Annotated in this window: 19 protein-coding genes and 1 tRNA gene; 9 read left to right on the forward strand and 11 right to left on the reverse strand. The window is 72.4% G+C overall.

Annotated features, from left to right (window positions below; genetic code table 11):
- Window positions 1-98: 98 nt before the first annotated feature.
- Both K8Z61_RS06120 and K8Z61_RS06125 read right to left on the reverse strand, forming a co-directional pair.
- Window positions 99-2,696, reverse strand: a complete 2,598-nt coding sequence (locus K8Z61_RS06120) for a nidogen-like domain-containing protein (protein WP_224127450.1) — start codon at window positions 2,694-2,696, stop codon at window positions 99-101.
- 233 nt (window positions 2,697-2,929) lie between these two features.
- Window positions 2,930-3,472: a maltokinase N-terminal cap-like domain-containing protein gene (locus K8Z61_RS06125; RefSeq protein WP_224127451.1), complete on the reverse strand. Its 543-nt coding sequence runs from the start codon at window positions 3,470-3,472 to the stop codon at window positions 2,930-2,932.
- Between the two features lie 131 nt (window positions 3,473-3,603).
- On the opposite strand from K8Z61_RS06125, the gene K8Z61_RS06130 reads away from it, so the two are divergent.
- The 3 genes from K8Z61_RS06130 to K8Z61_RS06140 all read left to right on the forward strand — a co-directional run bounded on the left by K8Z61_RS06130 (window position 3,604) and on the right by K8Z61_RS06140 (window position 6,126).
- Entirely contained in the window at window positions 3,604-5,811 is a 2,208-nt protein-coding gene (locus K8Z61_RS06130) for a carbon starvation CstA family protein (protein WP_224127452.1), read from the forward strand.
- On the forward strand, window positions 5,808-5,984 hold the full coding sequence (locus K8Z61_RS06135) for a CstA-like transporter-associated (seleno)protein (protein ID WP_224127454.1): 177 nt from the start codon (window positions 5,808-5,810) through the stop codon (window positions 5,982-5,984). The genes K8Z61_RS06130 and K8Z61_RS06135 overlap by 4 nt, the downstream gene beginning before the upstream one ends.
- A 68-nt stretch (window positions 5,985-6,052) precedes the next feature.
- Window positions 6,053-6,126: transfer RNA gene (locus K8Z61_RS06140), tRNA-Pro, on the forward strand.
- A gap of 314 nt (window positions 6,127-6,440) precedes the next feature.
- Here K8Z61_RS06140 and K8Z61_RS06145 read toward each other — a convergent pair.
- Window positions 6,441-6,938: a GNAT family N-acetyltransferase gene (locus tag K8Z61_RS06145; protein ID WP_224127455.1), complete on the reverse strand. Its 498-nt coding sequence runs from the start codon at window positions 6,936-6,938 to the stop codon at window positions 6,441-6,443.
- A 53-nt stretch (window positions 6,939-6,991) separates the two neighbouring features.
- Entirely contained in the window at window positions 6,992-7,309 is a 318-nt protein-coding gene (locus tag K8Z61_RS06150) for an HNH endonuclease (RefSeq protein WP_224127457.1), read from the reverse strand.
- Between the two features lie 31 nt (window positions 7,310-7,340).
- Here K8Z61_RS06150 and K8Z61_RS06155 point away from each other — a divergent pair, with 31 nt between their 5' ends.
- Window positions 7,341-7,748, forward strand: coding sequence for a DUF4262 domain-containing protein (locus tag K8Z61_RS06155; RefSeq protein ID WP_224127459.1), 408 nt, complete (start codon window positions 7,341-7,343; stop codon window positions 7,746-7,748).
- Window positions 7,745-8,275 (forward strand): hypothetical protein, encoded by a 531-nt coding sequence (locus tag K8Z61_RS06160; RefSeq protein ID WP_224127461.1) that lies wholly within the window; start codon window positions 7,745-7,747, stop codon window positions 8,273-8,275. Before K8Z61_RS06155 ends, K8Z61_RS06160 begins: the two co-directional genes overlap by 4 nt.
- A 312-nt stretch (window positions 8,276-8,587) precedes the next feature.
- On the opposite strand, the gene K8Z61_RS06165 is transcribed toward K8Z61_RS06160, so the two are convergent.
- From K8Z61_RS06165 to K8Z61_RS06195, 7 genes are all read right to left on the reverse strand, one after another.
- The gene (locus K8Z61_RS06165) at window positions 8,588-8,971 is read right to left on the reverse strand and encodes a hypothetical protein (protein WP_224127462.1); all 384 of its coding nucleotides are present in this window, start codon (window positions 8,969-8,971) and stop codon (window positions 8,588-8,590) included.
- Between the two features lie 473 nt (window positions 8,972-9,444).
- Entirely contained in the window at window positions 9,445-9,906 is a 462-nt protein-coding gene (locus K8Z61_RS06170; protein WP_224127464.1) for a low molecular weight phosphatase family protein, read from the reverse strand.
- Window positions 9,903-10,646: an MIP/aquaporin family protein gene (locus tag K8Z61_RS06175; protein WP_224127466.1), complete on the reverse strand. Its 744-nt coding sequence runs from the start codon at window positions 10,644-10,646 to the stop codon at window positions 9,903-9,905. Before K8Z61_RS06175 ends, K8Z61_RS06170 begins: the two co-directional genes overlap by 4 nt.
- Window positions 10,647-10,675: 29 nt before the next feature.
- A complete protein-coding gene (locus K8Z61_RS06180) occupies window positions 10,676-11,377 on the reverse strand; it encodes a helix-turn-helix domain-containing protein (protein ID WP_224127468.1) in 702 nt (233 codons plus the stop codon).
- A gap of 100 nt (window positions 11,378-11,477) precedes the next feature.
- Window positions 11,478-11,897 (reverse strand): nuclear transport factor 2 family protein, encoded by a 420-nt coding sequence (locus K8Z61_RS06185; RefSeq protein ID WP_224127469.1) that lies wholly within the window; start codon window positions 11,895-11,897, stop codon window positions 11,478-11,480.
- Window positions 11,898-11,960: 63 nt separating this feature from the next.
- Window positions 11,961-12,374, reverse strand: a complete 414-nt coding sequence (locus K8Z61_RS06190; protein ID WP_224127470.1) for a VOC family protein — start codon at window positions 12,372-12,374, stop codon at window positions 11,961-11,963.
- Window positions 12,375-12,384: 10 nt separating this feature from the next.
- Window positions 12,385-12,831: a helix-turn-helix domain-containing protein gene (locus K8Z61_RS06195; RefSeq protein WP_224127471.1), complete on the reverse strand. Its 447-nt coding sequence runs from the start codon at window positions 12,829-12,831 to the stop codon at window positions 12,385-12,387.
- A 241-nt stretch (window positions 12,832-13,072) separates the two neighbouring features.
- Between K8Z61_RS06195 and K8Z61_RS06200 the strand changes: the two genes are divergently transcribed.
- The 4 genes from K8Z61_RS06200 to K8Z61_RS06215 all read left to right on the forward strand — a co-directional run bounded on the left by K8Z61_RS06200 (window position 13,073) and on the right by K8Z61_RS06215 (window position 17,865).
- On the forward strand, window positions 13,073-13,558 hold the full coding sequence (locus tag K8Z61_RS06200; RefSeq protein WP_224127472.1) for a MarR family winged helix-turn-helix transcriptional regulator: 486 nt from the start codon (window positions 13,073-13,075) through the stop codon (window positions 13,556-13,558).
- 75 nt (window positions 13,559-13,633) lie between these two features.
- Window positions 13,634-14,560, forward strand: coding sequence for an alpha/beta hydrolase fold domain-containing protein (locus K8Z61_RS06205; protein ID WP_224127473.1), 927 nt, complete (start codon window positions 13,634-13,636; stop codon window positions 14,558-14,560).
- Window positions 14,557-15,486 carry an NADP-dependent oxidoreductase gene (locus K8Z61_RS06210; protein ID WP_224127475.1) on the forward strand — a complete coding sequence of 310 codons (930 nt, stop codon included), beginning with the start codon at window positions 14,557-14,559 and terminating at the stop codon, window positions 15,484-15,486. The genes K8Z61_RS06205 and K8Z61_RS06210 overlap by 4 nt, the downstream gene beginning before the upstream one ends.
- A 72-nt stretch (window positions 15,487-15,558) precedes the next feature.
- Window positions 15,559-17,865, forward strand: coding sequence for a glycoside hydrolase family 3 C-terminal domain-containing protein (locus tag K8Z61_RS06215; protein ID WP_224127477.1), 2,307 nt, complete (start codon window positions 15,559-15,561; stop codon window positions 17,863-17,865).
- Window positions 17,866-17,903: the final 38 nt, after the last annotated feature.

Raw genomic sequence — 17,903 nt, forward strand, 5'->3', positions numbered from 1 at the left:
GGGCCGGACGCTAGCCGAGCGCCGGACGGGGGCGGCGCGGACCCGTCCGGTCCGCACCGCCCCCGTCCCAGCTGCCCGGGATCCCCGAGACGTCCCAGTCAGACCAGCGGCGTGCTCCCCTGGGCCGAGCCGGCCAGGTAGTTCGCGCGCTCGGGCACCGAGGCGGTGAACCCGCCGTCGGGCGAGGCCGAGAGCAGGTCGCCGCGGCAGGTGGCCACGCCGTGGCGATCGGTCACGGCGTCGCAGGCCGCGGAGGCCGGACGTCCCGAGGGCTGCACGCGCACCGGCACGCCCGCGATCGGCCGTCCGGTCACCGCGCTGCGCACGGTGGTCGTGTACGTGACGGCGAGCTGCAGCAGGCTCACGGCTCGCGACGTCGAGCTGGTCGTGACCGTGTTCGGCGCCTTGCGGACGACGAGGTCGCCGTTGCGGTAGGTCACCCGGTAGTCCGACGCCGCCGAGCCCGTGAGGCTGACGCCGCTGCACGAGCTGCCGACGAGACGGTAGGACCCGGCTGCCAGCGGGTCGCCGACGGCCCGGCCGCCACCGATCCGGGCGCAGTCGAGGCTGCCCGTCAGCGCGACGTCGTCCGGCGTCGTCGCCGACGGCGTGAACCGCGTCGCGGTCTCGCCGTAGACCCGCTCGCCACTGGGCGTGACCGTCACCGAGCGCGGTGCGATGACGACGAGGATCGTCGGTGAGACCGACCCGTCAGAGGCGGCATCGCCTTCGTAGACGGCGAACACGTTGTGCGAGCCCGCGTGCAGTCGAACGCCCGCGAGTCGAGCCGCACCATCCACGAGCGCAGCACGCCCGAGCGGGACGTCGCGATCGTTCACGCGCTCGTAGAACGCAACCTCGCCCTGGGGCTGTCCGCCTGCAGCACGGACCACCGAGGCCCTGAGCGTGAAGGACCCGCCGAACACGCGCGACGACACCGGGGCCAGCGACGTCGTAGTCGCGTCGAGCTCACCCGGGAAGGTCTCGATGTCACCTTCGTCGAGCTGCTCGAGGTAGCTCCGGATCTCCGCCCCAGCACCAGAGAGCGCGACGAGCTCCTGGATCGGAGCCTCGCTGCCGACGGAGGCCTCCGGCTCGGTGAAGTCGTCGGCGACCGTGTAGAAGTCACCACGTTCGCCGTTGCTGCCGACCACCAGGGTCAGCGCGCCCGCCGGGTTCTGCGGATCGCGTGCACGCAACCGCCAGTCGAGGTTCACCGCCCGCTCGCGGCTGAAGTCGATGCGCCACACGGTCCCCTGGCCGGACGCACTCGGGACACCAGCCGCGTTGTACGCGTAGGACATGATGCTGCGGTAGTCGTGGTCGCCGGCCGGGTCGTCCTCGGCGCCGTGATGCCGGAGTCCGTACAGATGTCCGAGCTCGTGCATCGCCGTGATGGCGTTGATGCGGTCGTCCAGGTACGAGCGAAGCGTGCCGCTCGTGATCGCCGGAGTGCCCGCCTCGCGTCGCATCTCCTCCCGCCACGTGGGCTCGTCCATCGTCACGACGAGATCGTCGGCGAGGATCCCAGCCGCCTCTCCGCCGGTCCCAAGCCCGTCCACGTGGTTCGGACACGCGCACACGTACTTGGCGAGCTGTGGGGTCGAGGCACTGCGTGCCCATCCGGAGGCGTTGAACGAGCTCCCCCCCTGATTCGGGGCGGCCGACTTGACTGCCCCGAAGAAGGCGCGGGTCGCCTCGACACGATCAGGGACCTGGCTCCGGTCGAGGACTCCCCGGTGCTCGACGAAGTGCACAGCGATCCCGCCAGGGACGGGCGCGGTCGAGAAGGCGCGCACGATCATGCCTTGGATCCGTGCGTTCCAGCGCTCGCCCCGGACGGTGTCGACGTACACGAACGCATCGGTGCGACCGACCCGAGCCCCCGCCGCAGCGAGGTCGACGTAGCGGTCGTTGACCCACACGCCGTCGGTCTCCCACTTGTCAGGCAGGCCGTCGTCGTCGGTGTCGGGCCACTCCCACCAGTTGGAGGCGCAGCCGAAGCCGGCGGGCACGTTGCGGGGGTCGTTGCTCGTGCAGCCGTTGCGGATCGGGAACACGAACTCGCCCGCTTCGGTGCTGTTGAACGAGCGCGCCGCCAGACTCAGCGGCCCGCCGTCGAGGAAGGCGCCGCGCTGTCCGGAGCCGGCGAGCTCCAGCGAGCGGTCGGGATCTCCGTTGGAGAATCCAGCGTGCGCGGATGCGCCTCCACTGGCCTGGCCGAGCTCCCACTCGATCCGGTCGTAGCGGAACACGACGTCGAAGCCCGAGGGCTGCTCGACGAGCAGGAGCTGGAAGGTGTTTCGACGATCGCCACCCACGTTGTAGTAGCCGACGTCCTTCCACGTCACGCAGAACGCAGTGCGACCGCGGTAGGTGGCGTTCCCGTAGGTGACCTGGCCGAGGTCGCCTCGCGTGTCCACGTCACCGAAGAACGGCGCGATGATCACCTGAGAGGTGCGACTGAGGTCGAACGGGACGTAGGTCGACAGCGGTCGGTCGAAGGTGACGTTGCCGTTGTTGTTCACCCAGAGCGACTGGTAGCGGTGGCCGTAGAAGTCGAGCTCGAACGGCAGCTGGACGTTGCTCGACGAGCCGTCGTCGTTCGCGGGGAGGACGTTCGCACGACAGCCCTCGTCGTCGATGGGAGCAGCCGCCTGAGCGGGGCTCTGGAGGAGAGCGAACAGGGCGAGCACGATCATCATGCTGACCGCGATGGCGCTGGCACGGGAGCGAGCATGGAGCACGGGGCACCTCGGGGTGGGGGTCTGCGTGGTCGCGGCACGTCGGGGGTCGTCCGCGATGGGAGCGACCCGAAACGTAGTGCTGCGGAACCCATCGCACAGGGCTTCGACGCAGGCGTCTAGACCGATCTCCCAGGTGCTGAGCGCGGCTCCGGACGTTCCCGGACGTTCCCGGACAGGAACCCTCAGCCGAGCAGCGCGACGACGCCCGAGCCGCCGTCCCAGGTGGCCCGCAGGTGGGTGCGACCACCGGCGTCCGAGGCGACGACGTCGAGCAGCTGCGGCTCGCCCTCCTCGGCCTCGAGCTCCGAGCCCGAGACGTCGGCGGAGCCCGCGACCCGCGCGATCCGCACGGTCGGCTCGCGTCGCAGCACGAGCTCGTCGCCGTCGTAGACCTCCTCGACCGCCTGCTCCTGGGTGCCGGCGAGCGCGGCGGCGACGCACGCGCGGGCGACCGGGTCGTCGCCGCCGCGGTAGATCCAGCGGCTGCCGAGCACGCTGTGCTGCATCGTCGCGACCTCCGCGACGCCCTCCAGGGGTGCGCCGCGGTAGGAGAGCACGACGTGGACGACCGCGTCGGCGTCCTGCAGCAGGTAGCCCTCGACGCCGACCTCGCCGGCCGGGTCGTCGAGCCGGTAGGCGCCGAGGAGCGGCAGATCGCGTCCGAGGACGGTGGCGAGCACCTCGGCCTTGGTCGGCGTGATCGTGGCCCGGTGCAGGATCGACATGCCACGATCGTGGCACTCGCCGCACCGCCGTCGACCACCCGAGGGGCTGGCCGGGATGCTCCGGGTGTGACGGCGGTCGCAGCCCGGTGGCAGGGTGGGGACGACGTGTCCACCATCTCGGGAGTGAGCCCATGTCCGGTCCCTCGACGACCCTGCCCGCACCGCCGGTGGCGCCACCGGGGGCGCCCCGCTGGCGCTCGACGCTGATCTGGATCCTGGTTGCCCTGCTCGGCGGCGTGTCCTGGGCGGTCCTCGCCCTGGCTCGCGGCGAGGACGTCTCGGCGCTCTGGATCCTGTTCGCCGCCCTCTGCACCTACGCGATCGCGTACCGCTTCTACGCCCGCTGGATCGCGCGGCGCGTGCTCGAGGTCGACGACAGCCGGGCGACGCCGGCCGAACGGCTGGCCGACGGCGTCGACTTCGAGGTGACCGATCGGCGGGTGCTCTTCGGGCACCACTTCGCCGCGATCGCCGGCGCGGGGCCGCTCGTCGGCCCGGTGCTCGCCGCGCAGATGGGCTACCTGCCCGGCACGATCTGGATCATCGTCGGCGTCGTGCTGGCCGGCGCGGTGCAGGACATGGTCGTCCTGTTGTTCTCGGTGCGCCGTGACGGCACGTCGCTGGGCCAGATGATCCGCCGCGAGATCGGCGTCGTCGGCGGCACGGCCGCCCTGGTCGCGGTCTTCGCGATCATGGTGATCCTGCTGGCGGTGCTCGCCCTGGTCGTCGTCAACGCGCTGGCCGAGTCGCCGTGGGGCGTCTTCTCGATCGGGCTGACCATCCCGATCGCGCTCTTCATGGGTCTCTACCTGCGGGTGCTGCGCCCCGGACGCGTGCTCGAGACCACGGCGCTGGGCGTCGTCCTGCTGCTGGCGGCGATCGTCGGCGGCGGGTACGTCGAGCAGCTCGGCCTCGAGGGGCCGCTGACGCTGTCGAAGGAGACGCTGACCCTGCTGCTCGTCGGCTACGGCTTCCTCGCCTCGGTGCTGCCGGTGTGGATGCTGCTGACCCCGCGCGACTACCTCTCGACGTTCATGAAGGTCGGGGTCATCGCACTGCTCGCCGTAGCGCTGCTGGTCGCCCACCCGTCGCTGCAGGCCGACGCCGTCACGCCGTTCGCCACCGCGGGCAACGGCCCGGTCTTCGCGGGCAAGCTGTTCCCGTTCGCGTTCATCACGATCGCCTGCGGCGCGCTCTCGGGGTTCCACGCGCTCATCGCCTCGGGCACCACGCCGAAGATGCTGGCCAAGGAGGGCCAGGTGCGGATGATCGGCTACGGCGGGATGCTGCTGGAGTCGTTCGTCGCGATCGGAGCCCTGATCGCCGCCTGCGTCATCGACCAGGGGCTCTACTTCTCCCTCAACTCGCCCGTCGGGCTCACCGGCGGCACCGTCGACCAGGCCGCGCAGTTCGTCGCCGGCCTCGGCTACCCGATCTCCCCCGACCAGCTCGCGGCCGCCGCGCGGGCCGTGGAGGAGCAGACGCTCATCTCCCGCACCGGGGGCGCGCCGACGCTCGCCGTCGGGCTCTCGCAGGTGTTCTCCAGCGCCTTCGGCGGCGGGCTCGCCGCCTTCTGGTACCACTTCGCGATCATGTTCGAGGCGCTGTTCATCCTCACCGCCGTCGACGCCGGCACCCGGGTCGGGCGGTTCATGCTGCAGGACACCGTCGGCAACGTCTGGCCGCGGTTCGGCGACGTCACGTGGCGCCCTGCCGCCTGGACCGCCTCCGCCGCCGTGGTCGGCGCCTGGGGCTACATGCTCTACGTCGGCGTCTCCGACCCGCTGGGCGGGATCAACCAGCTCTATCCGCTCTTCGGCATCTCCAACCAGCTGCTCGCCGCGATCGCCCTGACCCTGTGCGTGACGCTGCTCGTCAAGCACGGCAGGGCCCGGTACACATGGGTGCCCGGCGTGCCGCTGGCGTGGGACCTCGTCGTCACGCTGACGGCGTCGTGGCAGAAGGTGTTCTCCGCCGACCCCGCCATCGGGTACTTCGCCCAGGCCGACAAGTACCGCACCGCCCGCGACGCCGGTCAGCTGCTCGCCCCCGCGAAGACCGTGGACGACCTCGACGTGGTCATCCGCAACTCGGTGACCAACGGCGTCATCCAGGCCGTCTTCGCCGTGCTGGTGCTGCTCGTCGTGGCCAACGCCGCGGTGGTCGTCGTCCGGGGGCTCCGGGCCGGCGGACTGCCCACCACTGAGGTGCCCGCGGTGCCGTCGCGCATCGTCGCCCCGGCCGACTTCGTCGCCACGCCGGCCGAGCGGGCCGCGCTCGCGGCGCGGGAGGCCGAGCAGCGCCCGCCCGCCGCCAGTGGCGCCGGGAGCCCCCGATGAGACGCGTCCTGGCCGGCATGCGCTGGTACCTGCGAGCCGTCACCGGCGAGGCGCGCTACGACGAGCACGTCGCCGCCTGTCGGCGGAACGGCGTGACGCCGCTGTCCCGCCGTGCGTTCGAGCGGCACCGCGCCCACCTGCGCGAGCACCGGACGTCGTCGCGTTGCTGCTGATGCGGGCCGATTCCGGGCCCCCGGTCCGCCTGTTGTAGTGTTCACGCGCTGCCCTCCGGGGCGGCGTTCGGGCTGTGGCGCAGCTTGGTAGCGCACTTGACTGGGGGTCAAGGGGTCGCAGGTTCAAATCCTGTCAGCCCGACCGAACCGAGAAGCTCCTCTGATCTGCATAACCGCAGGTCAGGGGAGCTTTTTGCTTCCCGGGACGAGCTCCGCAGATGAGAACCGTTGTCACTACGACCGGCGCTCATGGAGCAAATTTGGAGCAAACCTCTCTTGCGCCGCTCGCCAGGGTGGTCTCAGAGGGTCCTCCAGAGGCCCGTGATCGCTCATTGGGAGACGTCCATGAACCATTCCGTCCGCCATTCCCCCACGCCCCCGCAGCCGGCAAGGTCGGCGTCGTCGCGGCCGGCGGCCACCCGACGAGCCCGAGACGCTGACCGCGTTCGTGGGCGGCTAGAGCAGCGCTTTCCAGAAGACGATCTTGTCCTCGTCGGGTCCGTAGAACTGCCGAATGCGAGCCTCCTCATCGAAGCCTCGAGCGAGGTAGAAGCGCTGTGCCTCGGCGTAGCCACTCCCGGACGACGTCTCCACGATCAGGCACCGTGCGATGCCCTCTCCAGCGTCGCGGAGTTGCTCCTCGACGGTCGAGATCAAAGCGGTTCCAAGGCCGCTTCCGTGGCACGTCGGATCCACTGCGAGGAACAGAAGATTCCAGATGCGGTCGGCAAAGGCCTCAGCGGAGACATACGCCGCGGCCTGGACGGCGTGAGGATCGCTCGAGGGAGTCGCGACGAGCCAAGTGGAGTCCGACGTCGGCTCCTCGATCCACCGCTCGAAGGTGCTTTGCAAGTCCTCGAGCTCCTCGGGAACGAACATGTCGTTCGACAGAGCGATCGCCGAGATGGCGGGCCAATCCTCTTGTTGTGCCGGTCGCACGGCGCAGGTAGTCACGATCAGCGACCGTAGCGAGACCTCGACCTCCTTGTCGCCGAGTTTTCAGCCGACTACGCGACGCCCCAGCGGCGCGCCTGGAGTGCCGTGATGCCCGGGTGCTGAGCGACCCGCCGCAGCACCGGCTGCCAGATCCGCTTGCTCCGGTGCACCACGTCCAGGTGGCAGTCGTGGCCGGGCAGCCAGCCCACCACCACGAGGTTGCTCGGCACGTCCAGCCCGCCCTCGGAGCGGTACTCGATGTGGTGCAGCGCCGGCGTCTCCACGTACCGCCCGCACACGCGACAGCACGACTGGTCCCGGTCGATCACGAACTCTCGAACGTCCGTTGGCACCAGGCCCAGGCGCTCGAGCTCCAGCTCTCCATCCACCCCTTCAACGCTAGTTAGCGAGGCAACCCAGATGCAGGACCTGCACGCCCAGATGTGGCACCAGCTGCTCGACCGCGGCCCCTTCATCCAGTACGCCAGCGGCGAGTTCCCGCCCTACGGCTACACCGTCGGTCGATGGCTCACGGGCGAGCCTGAGTACCTCGTCTCCGGCCTCTCCGCCGACGACACCCACGCCCTGCTCGGGCACCTCCTGCACGACGGCACCGAGATCCTCCCGCACTGCCCGGCGCTGCCCTCCCGCATGGCCCTCATGCTGTACGAGCGGCCCATCGTCTCAACGCCGGCGCTCGGCGCGCTCGCCCTGTTCGGCGAGGCGGCAACGCGCGTTGAGCAGGTGGTCTGGTATCACCTGAACAGCCCCATCGTCACCGCCTCCACCGCCACCCAGACCCTCTACGACCTCCGGGACGACTCATGACCGCCACCCTCTTCGTCGCCTACTCCGCGGCGTCCGGCTACTCCATGCCGCCCGAGCCGGTCGAGGTCGACGTGCTCACCGACGCCACTGCCACCGTCAACGGCACCGCCGAGCTCAAGCGCCACCTGACCTTCCTCCCCCTCGGTCCCGGCGACGTCGTCGAGTTCGACATCTCTGGTCGCATCGTCGGCGTCGTCGCGCTCGAGCCCCAGTTCATCGTCGAGGTCGAGCTGTTCATGCCCTCGACCCCGCCACCGGCCGGCACGCTGCGCGACCCCGACGACCCGGTCTACGACGTCGAGAAGCGCCTGTTCTCCCGGTGGAACCAGCAGGCCGTGGTCTCCAGCTACACCCACTTCAGCTGCTTCGTCAGCGCGCCCAGCTGGGACTGGATCGAGACCAACATCCTCGGGAGCCCCGAGGTCGAGCACACCACCGTCCTGCGCAGCCCGGACTTCACCATCGACTTCAAGGCGGCCGTCGACTCCCCCGACCTCGACGGCTCGGGCTACCACCCGCCGGCCTGACGACCCCGCCATTCCTTCCGCCATACCGAATGCTCGGGGCGCCCGGGGCGTCGCGTATGGAGCAATCCATGGAGCAAAGCAGGTGATCGGAGATCACCTCAGATCACTTGACGAGAATGGCGTAAGCGCACATGCTCGAAATGGAGCTCTCGCCCCGTGCCTAAGCCGCTCTGGGGGTCAAGGGGTCGCAGGTTCAAATCCTGTCAGCCCGACCGAACGAACCGGCTCTGATCAGCGAGTTATCGCAGGTCAGAGCCGGTTTCGCGTTGAGGGGCCGCGTCCGGGCCGCCGCCCGTTCCCACGGCGTGACCTTCAGAGCAGGTCGAGCGTCCGGTCCGCATAGCGCTCGATCAGCGTCAGCTCGACGGTCCCCGACGTCGTGGCCACGGTGTAGACCCGCTCGCGAGGACTGAAGACCATGCGGGAGTCGTCCGCTCCGGGCTGCACGCGGTGAGCCCCCGCTCGATCCACGGAGAGCACATCGATCTGCCAGCCCGCCGCCCGTATCCGGCCGCGTTCGAAGGTGGCGACGCCGGCCCACCGCTGCCCCGGCATGACCCTGCCCGACGAAGGATAGGCCAGCACGCAGGGCGCCATCCCGCGCAGGAGCCGCCGAGCCCGGCAGCGCTGGATCGGGTGTGCGACCAGCAGCTCGAACACCTCGATCGCGATGTCGATGAGCGGGAGCGAGCTCATGGGCGGTCCTCGTCCGGCGGCATTGCCTGATCCTGCCACCCACGTCGCCCGCCTGCAGACACGAGCGGACGCCGACGGCCGCCCTCATGTGAACGGTGACTGGTCGATGCGCGGTCGTCCCATGCCCGGCGACCGTGTCCAGGAGGTCCCGGACGAGAGCCCAGGTCTTCGACGCGGGCACGGCGCGACGACCCGTCGAGCGGCAGCGGGTCGCAGACTCCCGCCTCCCCAGGTGGGGGCGACCGCGCCGCCGCGGCGGGGGGCCGTGCCGTCGCGCTGTCCTGCGCGGCAGCGCGACGCCGGGCCTCGCCGTCGGTGGACGGTGCACCGCCCCCCCGACTCGACGCCCTCGACGACCTCGCCGTGACAGGCGGAGCCTAGAACGGGTGGCCGGGGAGGGCGAGCACAAAGATGAACGATCAATCAGTTGAACTCAAGGGAGGTCTAGACGTGCCGATCGGCACAGCGGATCGTCAGCCGTTCCCGAGCAGCGAGGGCGGCATCTCGTGGTCCGGCGCGAGCTCGCGGACGAGGTCGCGCACGCGCCGGTCGATGTCGGCGACGATGCGGCGCACCGTCGCGTCGTCCTGGTTCTTCGGGTCGTCCAGGGGCCAGTCGCGATACGTGGCGCCGGGGACGTAGGGGCAGCTCTCGCCGCAGCCCTGGGTGATGGCCAGGTCGGAGGCGGCGATCATCTCCGCCGTCAGCAGCTTCGGCCGCTCGCGCGAGGTGTCGAGCCCGAGCTCCGCCAGGACCCGCGCCACCTCGGGGTGGATGTGGTCGCCCGGCGTGGTGCCGGCGGAGAGCGCGATGACGCGGCCCTGGGCGTAGTGCTCGGTGAGCAGCCGGGACGCCACCGACCGTCCTCCGTTGGCGCGGCAGGCGTAGACGACGGTGGGCACGTGCCCGGTGGCGTCGGACTGGGCTGTGGTCACGGAGTGCTCCTGTCATGGTGCGGGAGGACGACGTCGTCGGCGCTGTCGGCGGTGGTGGCGACGTCGGGGTAGAGGTAGCGGACGAGCGCGAGGCCGACGCCCGCGCCGACCACCTGCGCGGCGACGAAGCCCGGCACCGAGCCCGGGTCGATGCCGGCGAAGGTGTCGGAGAACATGCGTCCGATCGTGACGGCGGGGTTGGCGAACGAGGTGCTGGCGGTGAACCAGTAGGCGGCGCCAATGTACGCACCGACCGCCGGCGCGGCGAGCGCCCCTCGGCCGGTGCGGGCGAGCGCGAAGACCAGCGCGACCAGGCCCGCTGTGGCGACGACCTCGGCCAGCAGCAGGTGGGCTCCGGTGCGGTCGGTGGTGGCGACGGAGACGGCGTCGAGGTCGAACATCAGGTTCGCGAGGATCGCCCCGACGACGCCGCCGAGGGTCTGCGCCGCCGCGCAGGCCGGAACCTCGGCTCCGGGGAGCCCGGTGCCGGAGCGGCGTCCGAGCAGCCAGTCGGCAGCCGAGACGACCGGGTTGAAGTGGGCGCCGGAGACGGGCCCGAGCATCAGGATCAGCACGGTCAGCCCGAGGACGGTCGCGGTGGAGTTCTCCAGCAGCTGCAACCCCACGTCGTCCGGCGAGAGCCGCTGGGCGGCGATGCCGGAGCCGACCACGATCGCGACGAGCAGGGCGGTGCCGAGGGCCTCGGCGACGAGGCGACGGACGAGCGGTGGGGCGGTCACGGGCAGGCTCCTGGGCTGGGTGGTCGGGCTCACGACGAGGGCTCGTCGAGCTGGGCGGCGAGGTGCGCGATGCGCTCGGCGAGGTCGCCGACGGTGGCGTCGAACGCTCGCTGGGAGCCGTCGGCCACCGGGTCGGGCAGCGACCAGTGCCGCAGCTGCGCGAGGCGCACCCCGGCGGCACGGCGGTGGATCTCGCTGAGCTCCTCATGGGCGGCGTCGCAGACCGTGACGACGAGGTCTCCGTCGCGCAGCACGCCGTCGATCGGCTGCGGCACCGCGCCGGTGAGGTCGAGCCGATGGCGTCGCGCCGCGGCGATCGCCCCCTCCGCGACGCCGCGCGAGGGCCGGGTGCCGGCCGAGACCACGGGCAGGTCGCTGGCCAGCGGCCACAGCGCCGCCGCGAGCTGGGACCGCGCCGAGTTCGCCGTGCACACGAACACCACCCGGGACGGGCGTCGGCGCGGCGCGGTGCCGTCGGGCAGCAGGCCGAGCAGCGCCGTCTGCTCCAGGTGCAGGTACGTGCGCCGCCGGTCGGCGTGCGAGCGGTGCCGCGTGACGACGCCGGCCCGCTCGAGGGCGGCGAGGTGGTGCGCGAGCAGGTTCGATGGGACGTCGAGCGCCGCCGCCAGCTCCGAGGGCGACACGTCGCCCCCGTGCAGGTGGTCGGCGATGCGCAGGCGGGTCGGATCGGCCAGCGCGGCCAGCCGCGCGACGCGCAGATCCGTCTCCATCCGACTCCCCACACCGATCGCTCAACGGACGTTGAGTCAAGTATGGCTGAGTCGTCAGCGGAGGCGCAAGCCGACTCCCCCGACTCACACACGCCCCTCGTCAGGAGTCCGCGCCCGCCCTCCACGACGCCTTCCCGGTCTCCGCCTCGAAGGCGGGCCGTACGTCGACGGTGTCGTACACGATGTGCAGGGTCCTGATGCGTCCGTCCGCGTCGAGCGTCGCGACGTCGACGACGTCGAAGGGCGCGGCGGCACCCGACGGCAGACGCCAGTCGAAGTGGAACCAGAACGCGACGGTGGCGGCGCCGTCGGCCCCGACCCCGGTCATGACCGAGCGCAGGGTGAGTCGGGCGCTGCCGGTGTCAGCGAACAGTCGCGGGTAGAAGAGGCGGGCCGGCACCGGGCCGTAGAGCGGCGAGTGCACGATGCCGTCCTCGGCGAAGAGACCGACGACGGCGTCGACGTCGCCGTCGGCGAGGCCACGCAGGTAGGCGTCGACCAGGCGGGACGAGGCGGTCATGCGGCAGAGGCTAGCGCCGGGGCGCCGGGGCGCCGGGGCGCCGGGGCGCCGACGGACCGTCGGTCAGCCCGCGGCGGGCTGGCTGATCCGCACGTGGTTGCCGAAGGGATCGCGGATGCCGATGTCGGTGCCGTACGGCTGCTCGACCGGCTCCTGGGTGATCTCCACCCGGGCGTCACGCAGCGCGGCGTACGTCGCGTGCACGTCATCGGAGAGGAGGAAGGTCCCGCCCAGCGCGCCCTTCGTCACCAGCTCCCGCACCTGGGCTGCGGTGGCCGGGTCGTGCTGCGGCCCGCCCACGAGCTCCAGCAGGAGCGAGGTGTCCTGGCCCGGGATGCCGATGGTGAGCCAGCGCATGAAGCCGAGGTCGACGTCGTCGCGCGGCTCGAAGCCGAGGTGGGTGGTGTAGAAGTCGAGCGCCTCGTCCTGGTCGAGCACGGGCACCGAGCGGATGTGCAGGCTGGTGATGTGGTTCATGCCGCGGACGCTACTGAGGCCGGGGGCCGGCGCGCTTCTCCGAAACCGCTGACTTCGACGCGGCCTCGCGCGGACGCGTCCACGCCGCGACGAAGCACGACGGCACCGCCAGGGCGCCGTGGGCGGCGCGGAACTCCGACGGCGGACGCCCCACGATCCGCGCGAACGTCGCGCTGAAGCTGCCGAGACTCTCGAAGCCGACCTCCCGGGCGACGTCGGTGACCGGCAGGTCGGTCTGCCGCAGCAGGGACATCGCCCGCTCGATCCGCCGCCGCTGCAGGTAGCGGTACGGGGTCTCGCCGAACACGTCCTTGAACGTCCGGCCGAACTGCGAGGCCGACAGGTGGGCGATCCGGGCCAGGCCCGGCACGTCGAGCGGCTCGGCGTAGTGACGGTCCATCGCGTCGCGGGCACGGAGCATGCGGCGGTTGACGTCCTCACGTCGGGTCAGCTCCACGCGCCCACGCTATCGACCGCCGGAGCCCGCGCGGATCGCTGCGGCGCGAGGCCCCGGACCAGACCAGGTGACCCTCCCCAGTGGACAGGTGTACCGTCGTCGCACTGCCTCCCACGCAGGCAGGCCCCTCCGGAGATCCCCCGGGCCTCTCCCACGCCTGGCCCGGGGCGCGCGGCTCCCGCTCCCTCCGCCTCCGGGCGCGCGGGAGCCGCGCAGGGCCTCGGGCTCGTAGCCTGATCCCATGGCGCGACCCGATCCCCTCGACGACGACCAGATCGAGGCGTACCTCGCGATCATGGAGGTCGCCGGCCAGCTGCGGTTCCGACTCGACGCCGATCTGGGCGGCGCCCTGTCGTACCTCCAGTTCGAGATGCTCGGACGCCTCAGACGCGCATCGGACGACGGGCTGCGGATGACCGACCTCGCCGACCGCGTCGCGGTCAGCCGCAGCGGGCTGACCTACCAGGTGGGCAAGCTGGAGGCGGCGGGCCTCGTCACCCGGACGGCCTCGCGCGACGACGACCGCAGCAACGTCGTGCACCTCACCGAGGCCGGACGGCGCGAGTTCGACCGCTTGCTGCCGGGTCACGTCGAGATCGTCCGCTCGCTGCTGTTCGACGGCCTCCCGGACGACGACGTGGCGGCGCTCGCTCGCATCGTGGGCCACATCCGGGACCGCATCCGCGCACTCCCGCCGCGCTCGACGTCGCGGCGCGCCGACACCTGAGCCTCCGGGAATGCATTTCGAATTCGAAGCGCTACAGTGCTTCGAAATCGAAGCATCGACCCCGGGGAGCCCGTCATGCCCACCACCGTCCACCCGCTCAGCGAGCCGGACCGCGCCGTCATGGCCGCGACCCGTGAGCTGCTGTCGTCCCTGCCGGCGCTGCCACTCGCACCGGAGAGCCGCCCCGCGTACGACGAGATGATCGCCCGCACCCCGACGCTCGACGGCGCGCGCCACGAGCCCGGTGAGCTCGCAGGCGTCCCGGGCTGGTGGTCGCGCGTCGAGGGCGCACCGACCGACACGGCCCTGCTCTACCTGCACGGGGGCGGCTACGTGCTCGGCAGCGCCGAGGCCTATCGCGGCGCGGTCGGCCAGCTCGCGGCCCGCGCCGGGGTCGACGCTTTCGCCCCCGACTACGCGCTCGCCCCCGAGAACGCCTTCCCGGGCGCGCTCGACGACGCCGTCGCCGTCTACGACGCCCTCGTCGCGCAGGGCCGCACCCGCATCGCGCTCGCCGGCGACTCCGCGGGCGGCGGGCTCGCCCTGGCACTCCTCGCGCAGGTGCGCGACCGCGCGGTGCCGCCCGTCGTCGTCGCGGTCGTCTCGCCGTGGACCGATCTCTCCCTGAGCGGCGCGAGCCTCGCGACGCGGGCGGACGCCGACCCGCTCCTCGATCGCACGCGCCTCGCCGAGGCCGCTGCGGCCTATCTAGTCGCCACCGATCCGACGACGCCGGCCGCCTCGCCCCTGTTCGGACCGCTCGAGGCGCCGGTGCCGATCCTGATCCACGTCGGGGCGGACGAGGTGCTGCTCGACGACGCGATCCGGTACGCCGAGCGCGCCGAGCAGGCCGGCGCGGAGGTCGACCTGCACGTCTGGGAGGGGATGCTCCACGTGTTCACCTCGAACGTCGCCTCGCTGGAGGCCGCCGTGCGGGCGACCGACCACCTCGGCGGATTCCTCGCCACGCACCTCCTCGACGCCGCGGCGGGTGCGCGATGAGGGCGATCGTCGTCGAGCGGTTCGGCGGCCCCGAGGTGCTGCGGATCGCCGAGATCGACGAGCCGCGTCCCGGGCCCGGCCAGGTCCGGATCCGGGTGCGGGCGGCCGGCGTCAACCCGCTCGACTGGAAGATCCGCAGCGGGCACGCGCCGTTCCCGATCACGCTCCCCCACGTCGGCGGGCTCGAGGTCGCGGGGGTCGTGGACGAGGTGGGCGAGGGCGTGGGGTCCGTCTCGATCGGCGACGAGGTCCTGGGCCTATCCGTCGAGGGGTTCGCCGAGCACGCCGTGCTGACGACCTTCGCGCCCAAGCCCGCCGGGCTGTCCTGGATCGCCGCGGCAGCGCTGCCGGTGGCCGGCGAGACCGCCACGCGCGTGCTGGGGCAGCTCGGGGTCACCCCCACGGACACGCTCCTCGTCCACGGGGCGGCCGGCAGTGCGGGGGCCGCCGCCGCCCAGCTCGCCGTCGCCGCCGGGGCGACGGTCGTCGGCACCGTACGGCGTCCCGAGCAGCTCGCCCTGCTCGAGCGGTGGGGAGTCGTGCCCGTCCTGGCCGACGAGCGCCTGGTCGAGCGGGTCCGGGAGGCCGCGCCGCACGGCGTCGACCTAGCGCTGGACTGCGCGGGGTCCGGTGCGCTCGGCGACCTCGTCGAGCTCACCGGGAGCGCCGCACGCGTGGTCACGATCGCCGATCCGAGCGCGGCCGAACACGGCGTCCGGTTCAGCGCCGGAGGCGGGACGCCCCGGGCCGAGGACCTGGCCCGGGTGGCCGACCTCGTCGTCGCCGGCCGCTTCGAGCTCCTGCTCGGCCGCACCTATCCGTACGAGCGGGCGGGCGAGGCCCAGATCGCGAGCCGAGCCGGCGCGACCGACGGCAAGCTCGTGCTCGTCCCCGACGAGCACGAGGCCACGGGACCGCGGCCGTAACGCACTCGGGTAGAACTCGTTCCACCTGCGAGGCCGGACGACGTCGTCCGACCAGGCCCCCAGGAGACGAGCATGGCCCTCCCCCGTCGCCGGCCCGCACAGGCGCTGGCACTCCTCACCGCCGTCGCCGCCGCCGCGGCCGGATCGCTCGTGGCGCACGACGTCGGGCCGGCCGATGCCGCGACATCCAGCGCGGCCGCTGGAGCGCGGGCCGGCGCACCCGGATCGCCGTGCGCCGACCCACGCGGACGGCCCTGGTGCGACGGCCGCCTGGCCCCCGACACCCGCGCGGGGCTGCTCCTCGCCGCCATGACGAGCGACGAGCGGATCTCCCTGCTCGCCGGCGACGAGCTGACCGGCGTGTCGGGCCAGGAGGGCACCCACACCGGCACCAGCGACGGCATCGAGCGTCTCGGCATCCCGACCCTGCGGTTCTCCGACGGACCGGTCGGGCCCCGGCAGGGACGCTCGACCCAGATGCCGTCGCCGATCGGCATCGCGGCGTCCTTCGACCGCGCGGCGGCTCGGCTCGACGGCGCCACGATCGGCACCGAGGCCCGGCTCAAGGGCAACGACGTGGTGTTCGCGCCGGGCGTCAACATGGGGCGCACGCCGCTCAACGGACGCACCTTCGAGTACCTCGGGGAGGACCCGTACCTGGCCGGACGCCTGGCGGCGTCCTTCGTGCGGGGCATGCAGGCGCAGGGCGTGATCAGCAACGTCAAGCACTTCGCGGTCAACAACCAGGAGGGCCAGGGGACGCAGGTCCCCGGAGCGCCCATCGGCGCGGGCATCGACGGCTCCCGCATGCTCGTCGACGCGCGCGTGGACGAGCGGACGCTGCGCGAGATCTACCTGCCGGCCTTCGAGGCGGCCGTCCGCGACGGTGGCGCCGGGACGGTGATGTGCGCGTACAACCGGGTCAACGGCCAGTACGCCTGCGAGAACCAGCACCTGCTGAACGAGGTGCTGAAGGGCGAGTGGGGCTTCGAGGGGCTCGTGCTCACCGACTACGGCGCGGCCAAGAACCCGGTCGCCTCGTTGAACAACGGGCTCGACCTCGACATCTGGCCCGGCCTGGTGCTCAACCCGACCGCGGTCGACCTCGCCCTGGCCACCTCCCAGGTCAGCAGCACGACGATCGACGAGCACGTCCGACGCATCCTGCGCACCATGTTCGCCTTCGGCGTCTTCGACCGGGCTCCGTACGTCGACGACGCCTCGCGCATCCCGGCCGCCCGGCACCACGCGCGAGCCGCGGCGCTGGAGATCGCCGGCTCGGTGCTGCTGAGGAACCGCGCGCCGGCCGGCGCCTCCCGTCCGCTCCTCCCCCTGCGTGAGCGGTCGGTGCGCACCCTTGCGGTGATCGGACCCGAGGCGGCGGTGAACAAGACCGGCGGCGGATCGTCCGACGTCGCCCCGCTGCGTCAGGTGACGCCCCTGGACGGGCTGCGCGCGCGGCTCGGCGCCGACCGCGTGGTCTACGACGACGGCTCCGACGCAGCTCGGGCGGCGAGCGTGGCGCGTGCCGCCGACGCCGCCGTGGTCGTCGTCGGCGACGACATGACCGAGGGCGTGGACAAGTCGGCGCCCACGCTCGACGCCGACCAGACCGACGGCGTCGACCGCGACGCCCTGGTGCGCGCCGTCGGCGCCGCCCAGCCGCGCACCGTGGCGGTGCTCCAGACCGGTGGCCCGGTGCTGACGCCCTTCCGCGGCGCCGTCCCGGCGATCCTGGAGATGTGGTACCCGGGTCAGAACGCGGGCACCGCGCTGGCCCGCATGCTGTTCGGCGACGCCGAGCCGGGCGGTCGGCTGCCGATGACCTTCCCCGGCGCGGCCACCGATCTCGTCGCGGCCGGCGATCGGGAGGCGTATCCGGGGGTCGCGGGGACCGTCACGTACAGGGAGGGCGTCCTGATCGGCTACCGGCACTACGACGCACGTCGGCTGCGGCCCGCCTACCCGTTCGGCCACGGCCTGGGCTACACCCGATTCCGGTTCTCCCGGCCGATCGTGCGGCCGGCGTCCGGCGACGGCGTGGCGACGGCGCGGTTCCGCGTCACGAACATCGGCTCCCGCGCGGGCTCGGCGGTGCCGCAGCTGTACGTCGGCATGCCGACCCCCGCGCGCGGGGTCGTGCAGCCGCCGCGTCAGCTCAAGGCGTTCACCAAGGTGCGGCTGGCCCCCGGCGCCTCCCGGGTGGTGACCCTGCGTCTGGACCGACGCTCCCTCTCCTACTGGAGCACCGCTGCCGACGCCTGGCGGATCGCGCCGGGCTGCTACCGCCTCGACCTGGGTCGTTCCTCGCGCGACCTGGTGCACCGGACGATCGTCGGCTGGCGGCGCGAGTGCGGCGGCGCGCTCCGGCTGCGCTAGGTCCCGGGACGCACGAGGGCGCCGACGCAGCGCGTCGA

The organism is Nocardioides sp. TRM66260-LWL (assembly GCF_020075545.1).
Taxonomy (GTDB): domain Bacteria; phylum Actinomycetota; class Actinomycetes; order Propionibacteriales; family Nocardioidaceae; genus Nocardioides.

Coding starts and splice junctions, on each gene's coding strand:
- K8Z61_RS06165 (WP_224127462.1), bottom strand. CDS start 8,971: ATGAGCTCGCTCCCGCTCATCGACATCGCGATCGAGGTGTTCGAGCTG.
- K8Z61_RS06185 (WP_224127469.1), bottom strand. CDS start 11,897: ATGACCGCCTCGTCCCGCCTGGTCGACGCCTACCTGCGTGGCCTCGCC.
- K8Z61_RS06160 (WP_224127461.1), top strand. CDS start 7,745: ATGACCGCCACCCTCTTCGTCGCCTACTCCGCGGCGTCCGGCTACTCC.
- K8Z61_RS06200 (WP_224127472.1), top strand. CDS start 13,073: ATGGCGCGACCCGATCCCCTCGACGACGACCAGATCGAGGCGTACCTC.
- K8Z61_RS06155 (WP_224127459.1), top strand. CDS start 7,341: ATGCAGGACCTGCACGCCCAGATGTGGCACCAGCTGCTCGACCGCGGC.
- K8Z61_RS06190 (WP_224127470.1), bottom strand. CDS start 12,374: ATGAACCACATCACCAGCCTGCACATCCGCTCGGTGCCCGTGCTCGAC.
- K8Z61_RS06210 (WP_224127475.1), top strand. CDS start 14,557: ATGAGGGCGATCGTCGTCGAGCGGTTCGGCGGCCCCGAGGTGCTGCGG.
- K8Z61_RS06125 (WP_224127451.1), bottom strand. CDS start 3,472: ATGTCGATCCTGCACCGGGCCACGATCACGCCGACCAAGGCCGAGGTG.
- K8Z61_RS06180 (WP_224127468.1), bottom strand. CDS start 11,377: ATGGAGACGGATCTGCGCGTCGCGCGGCTGGCCGCGCTGGCCGATCCG.
- K8Z61_RS06215 (WP_224127477.1), top strand. CDS start 15,559: ATGGCCCTCCCCCGTCGCCGGCCCGCACAGGCGCTGGCACTCCTCACC.
- K8Z61_RS06130 (WP_224127452.1), top strand. CDS start 3,604: ATGTCCGGTCCCTCGACGACCCTGCCCGCACCGCCGGTGGCGCCACCG.
- K8Z61_RS06135 (WP_224127454.1), top strand. CDS start 5,808: ATGAGACGCGTCCTGGCCGGCATGCGCTGGTACCTGCGAGCCGTCACC.
- K8Z61_RS06205 (WP_224127473.1), top strand. CDS start 13,634: ATGCCCACCACCGTCCACCCGCTCAGCGAGCCGGACCGCGCCGTCATG.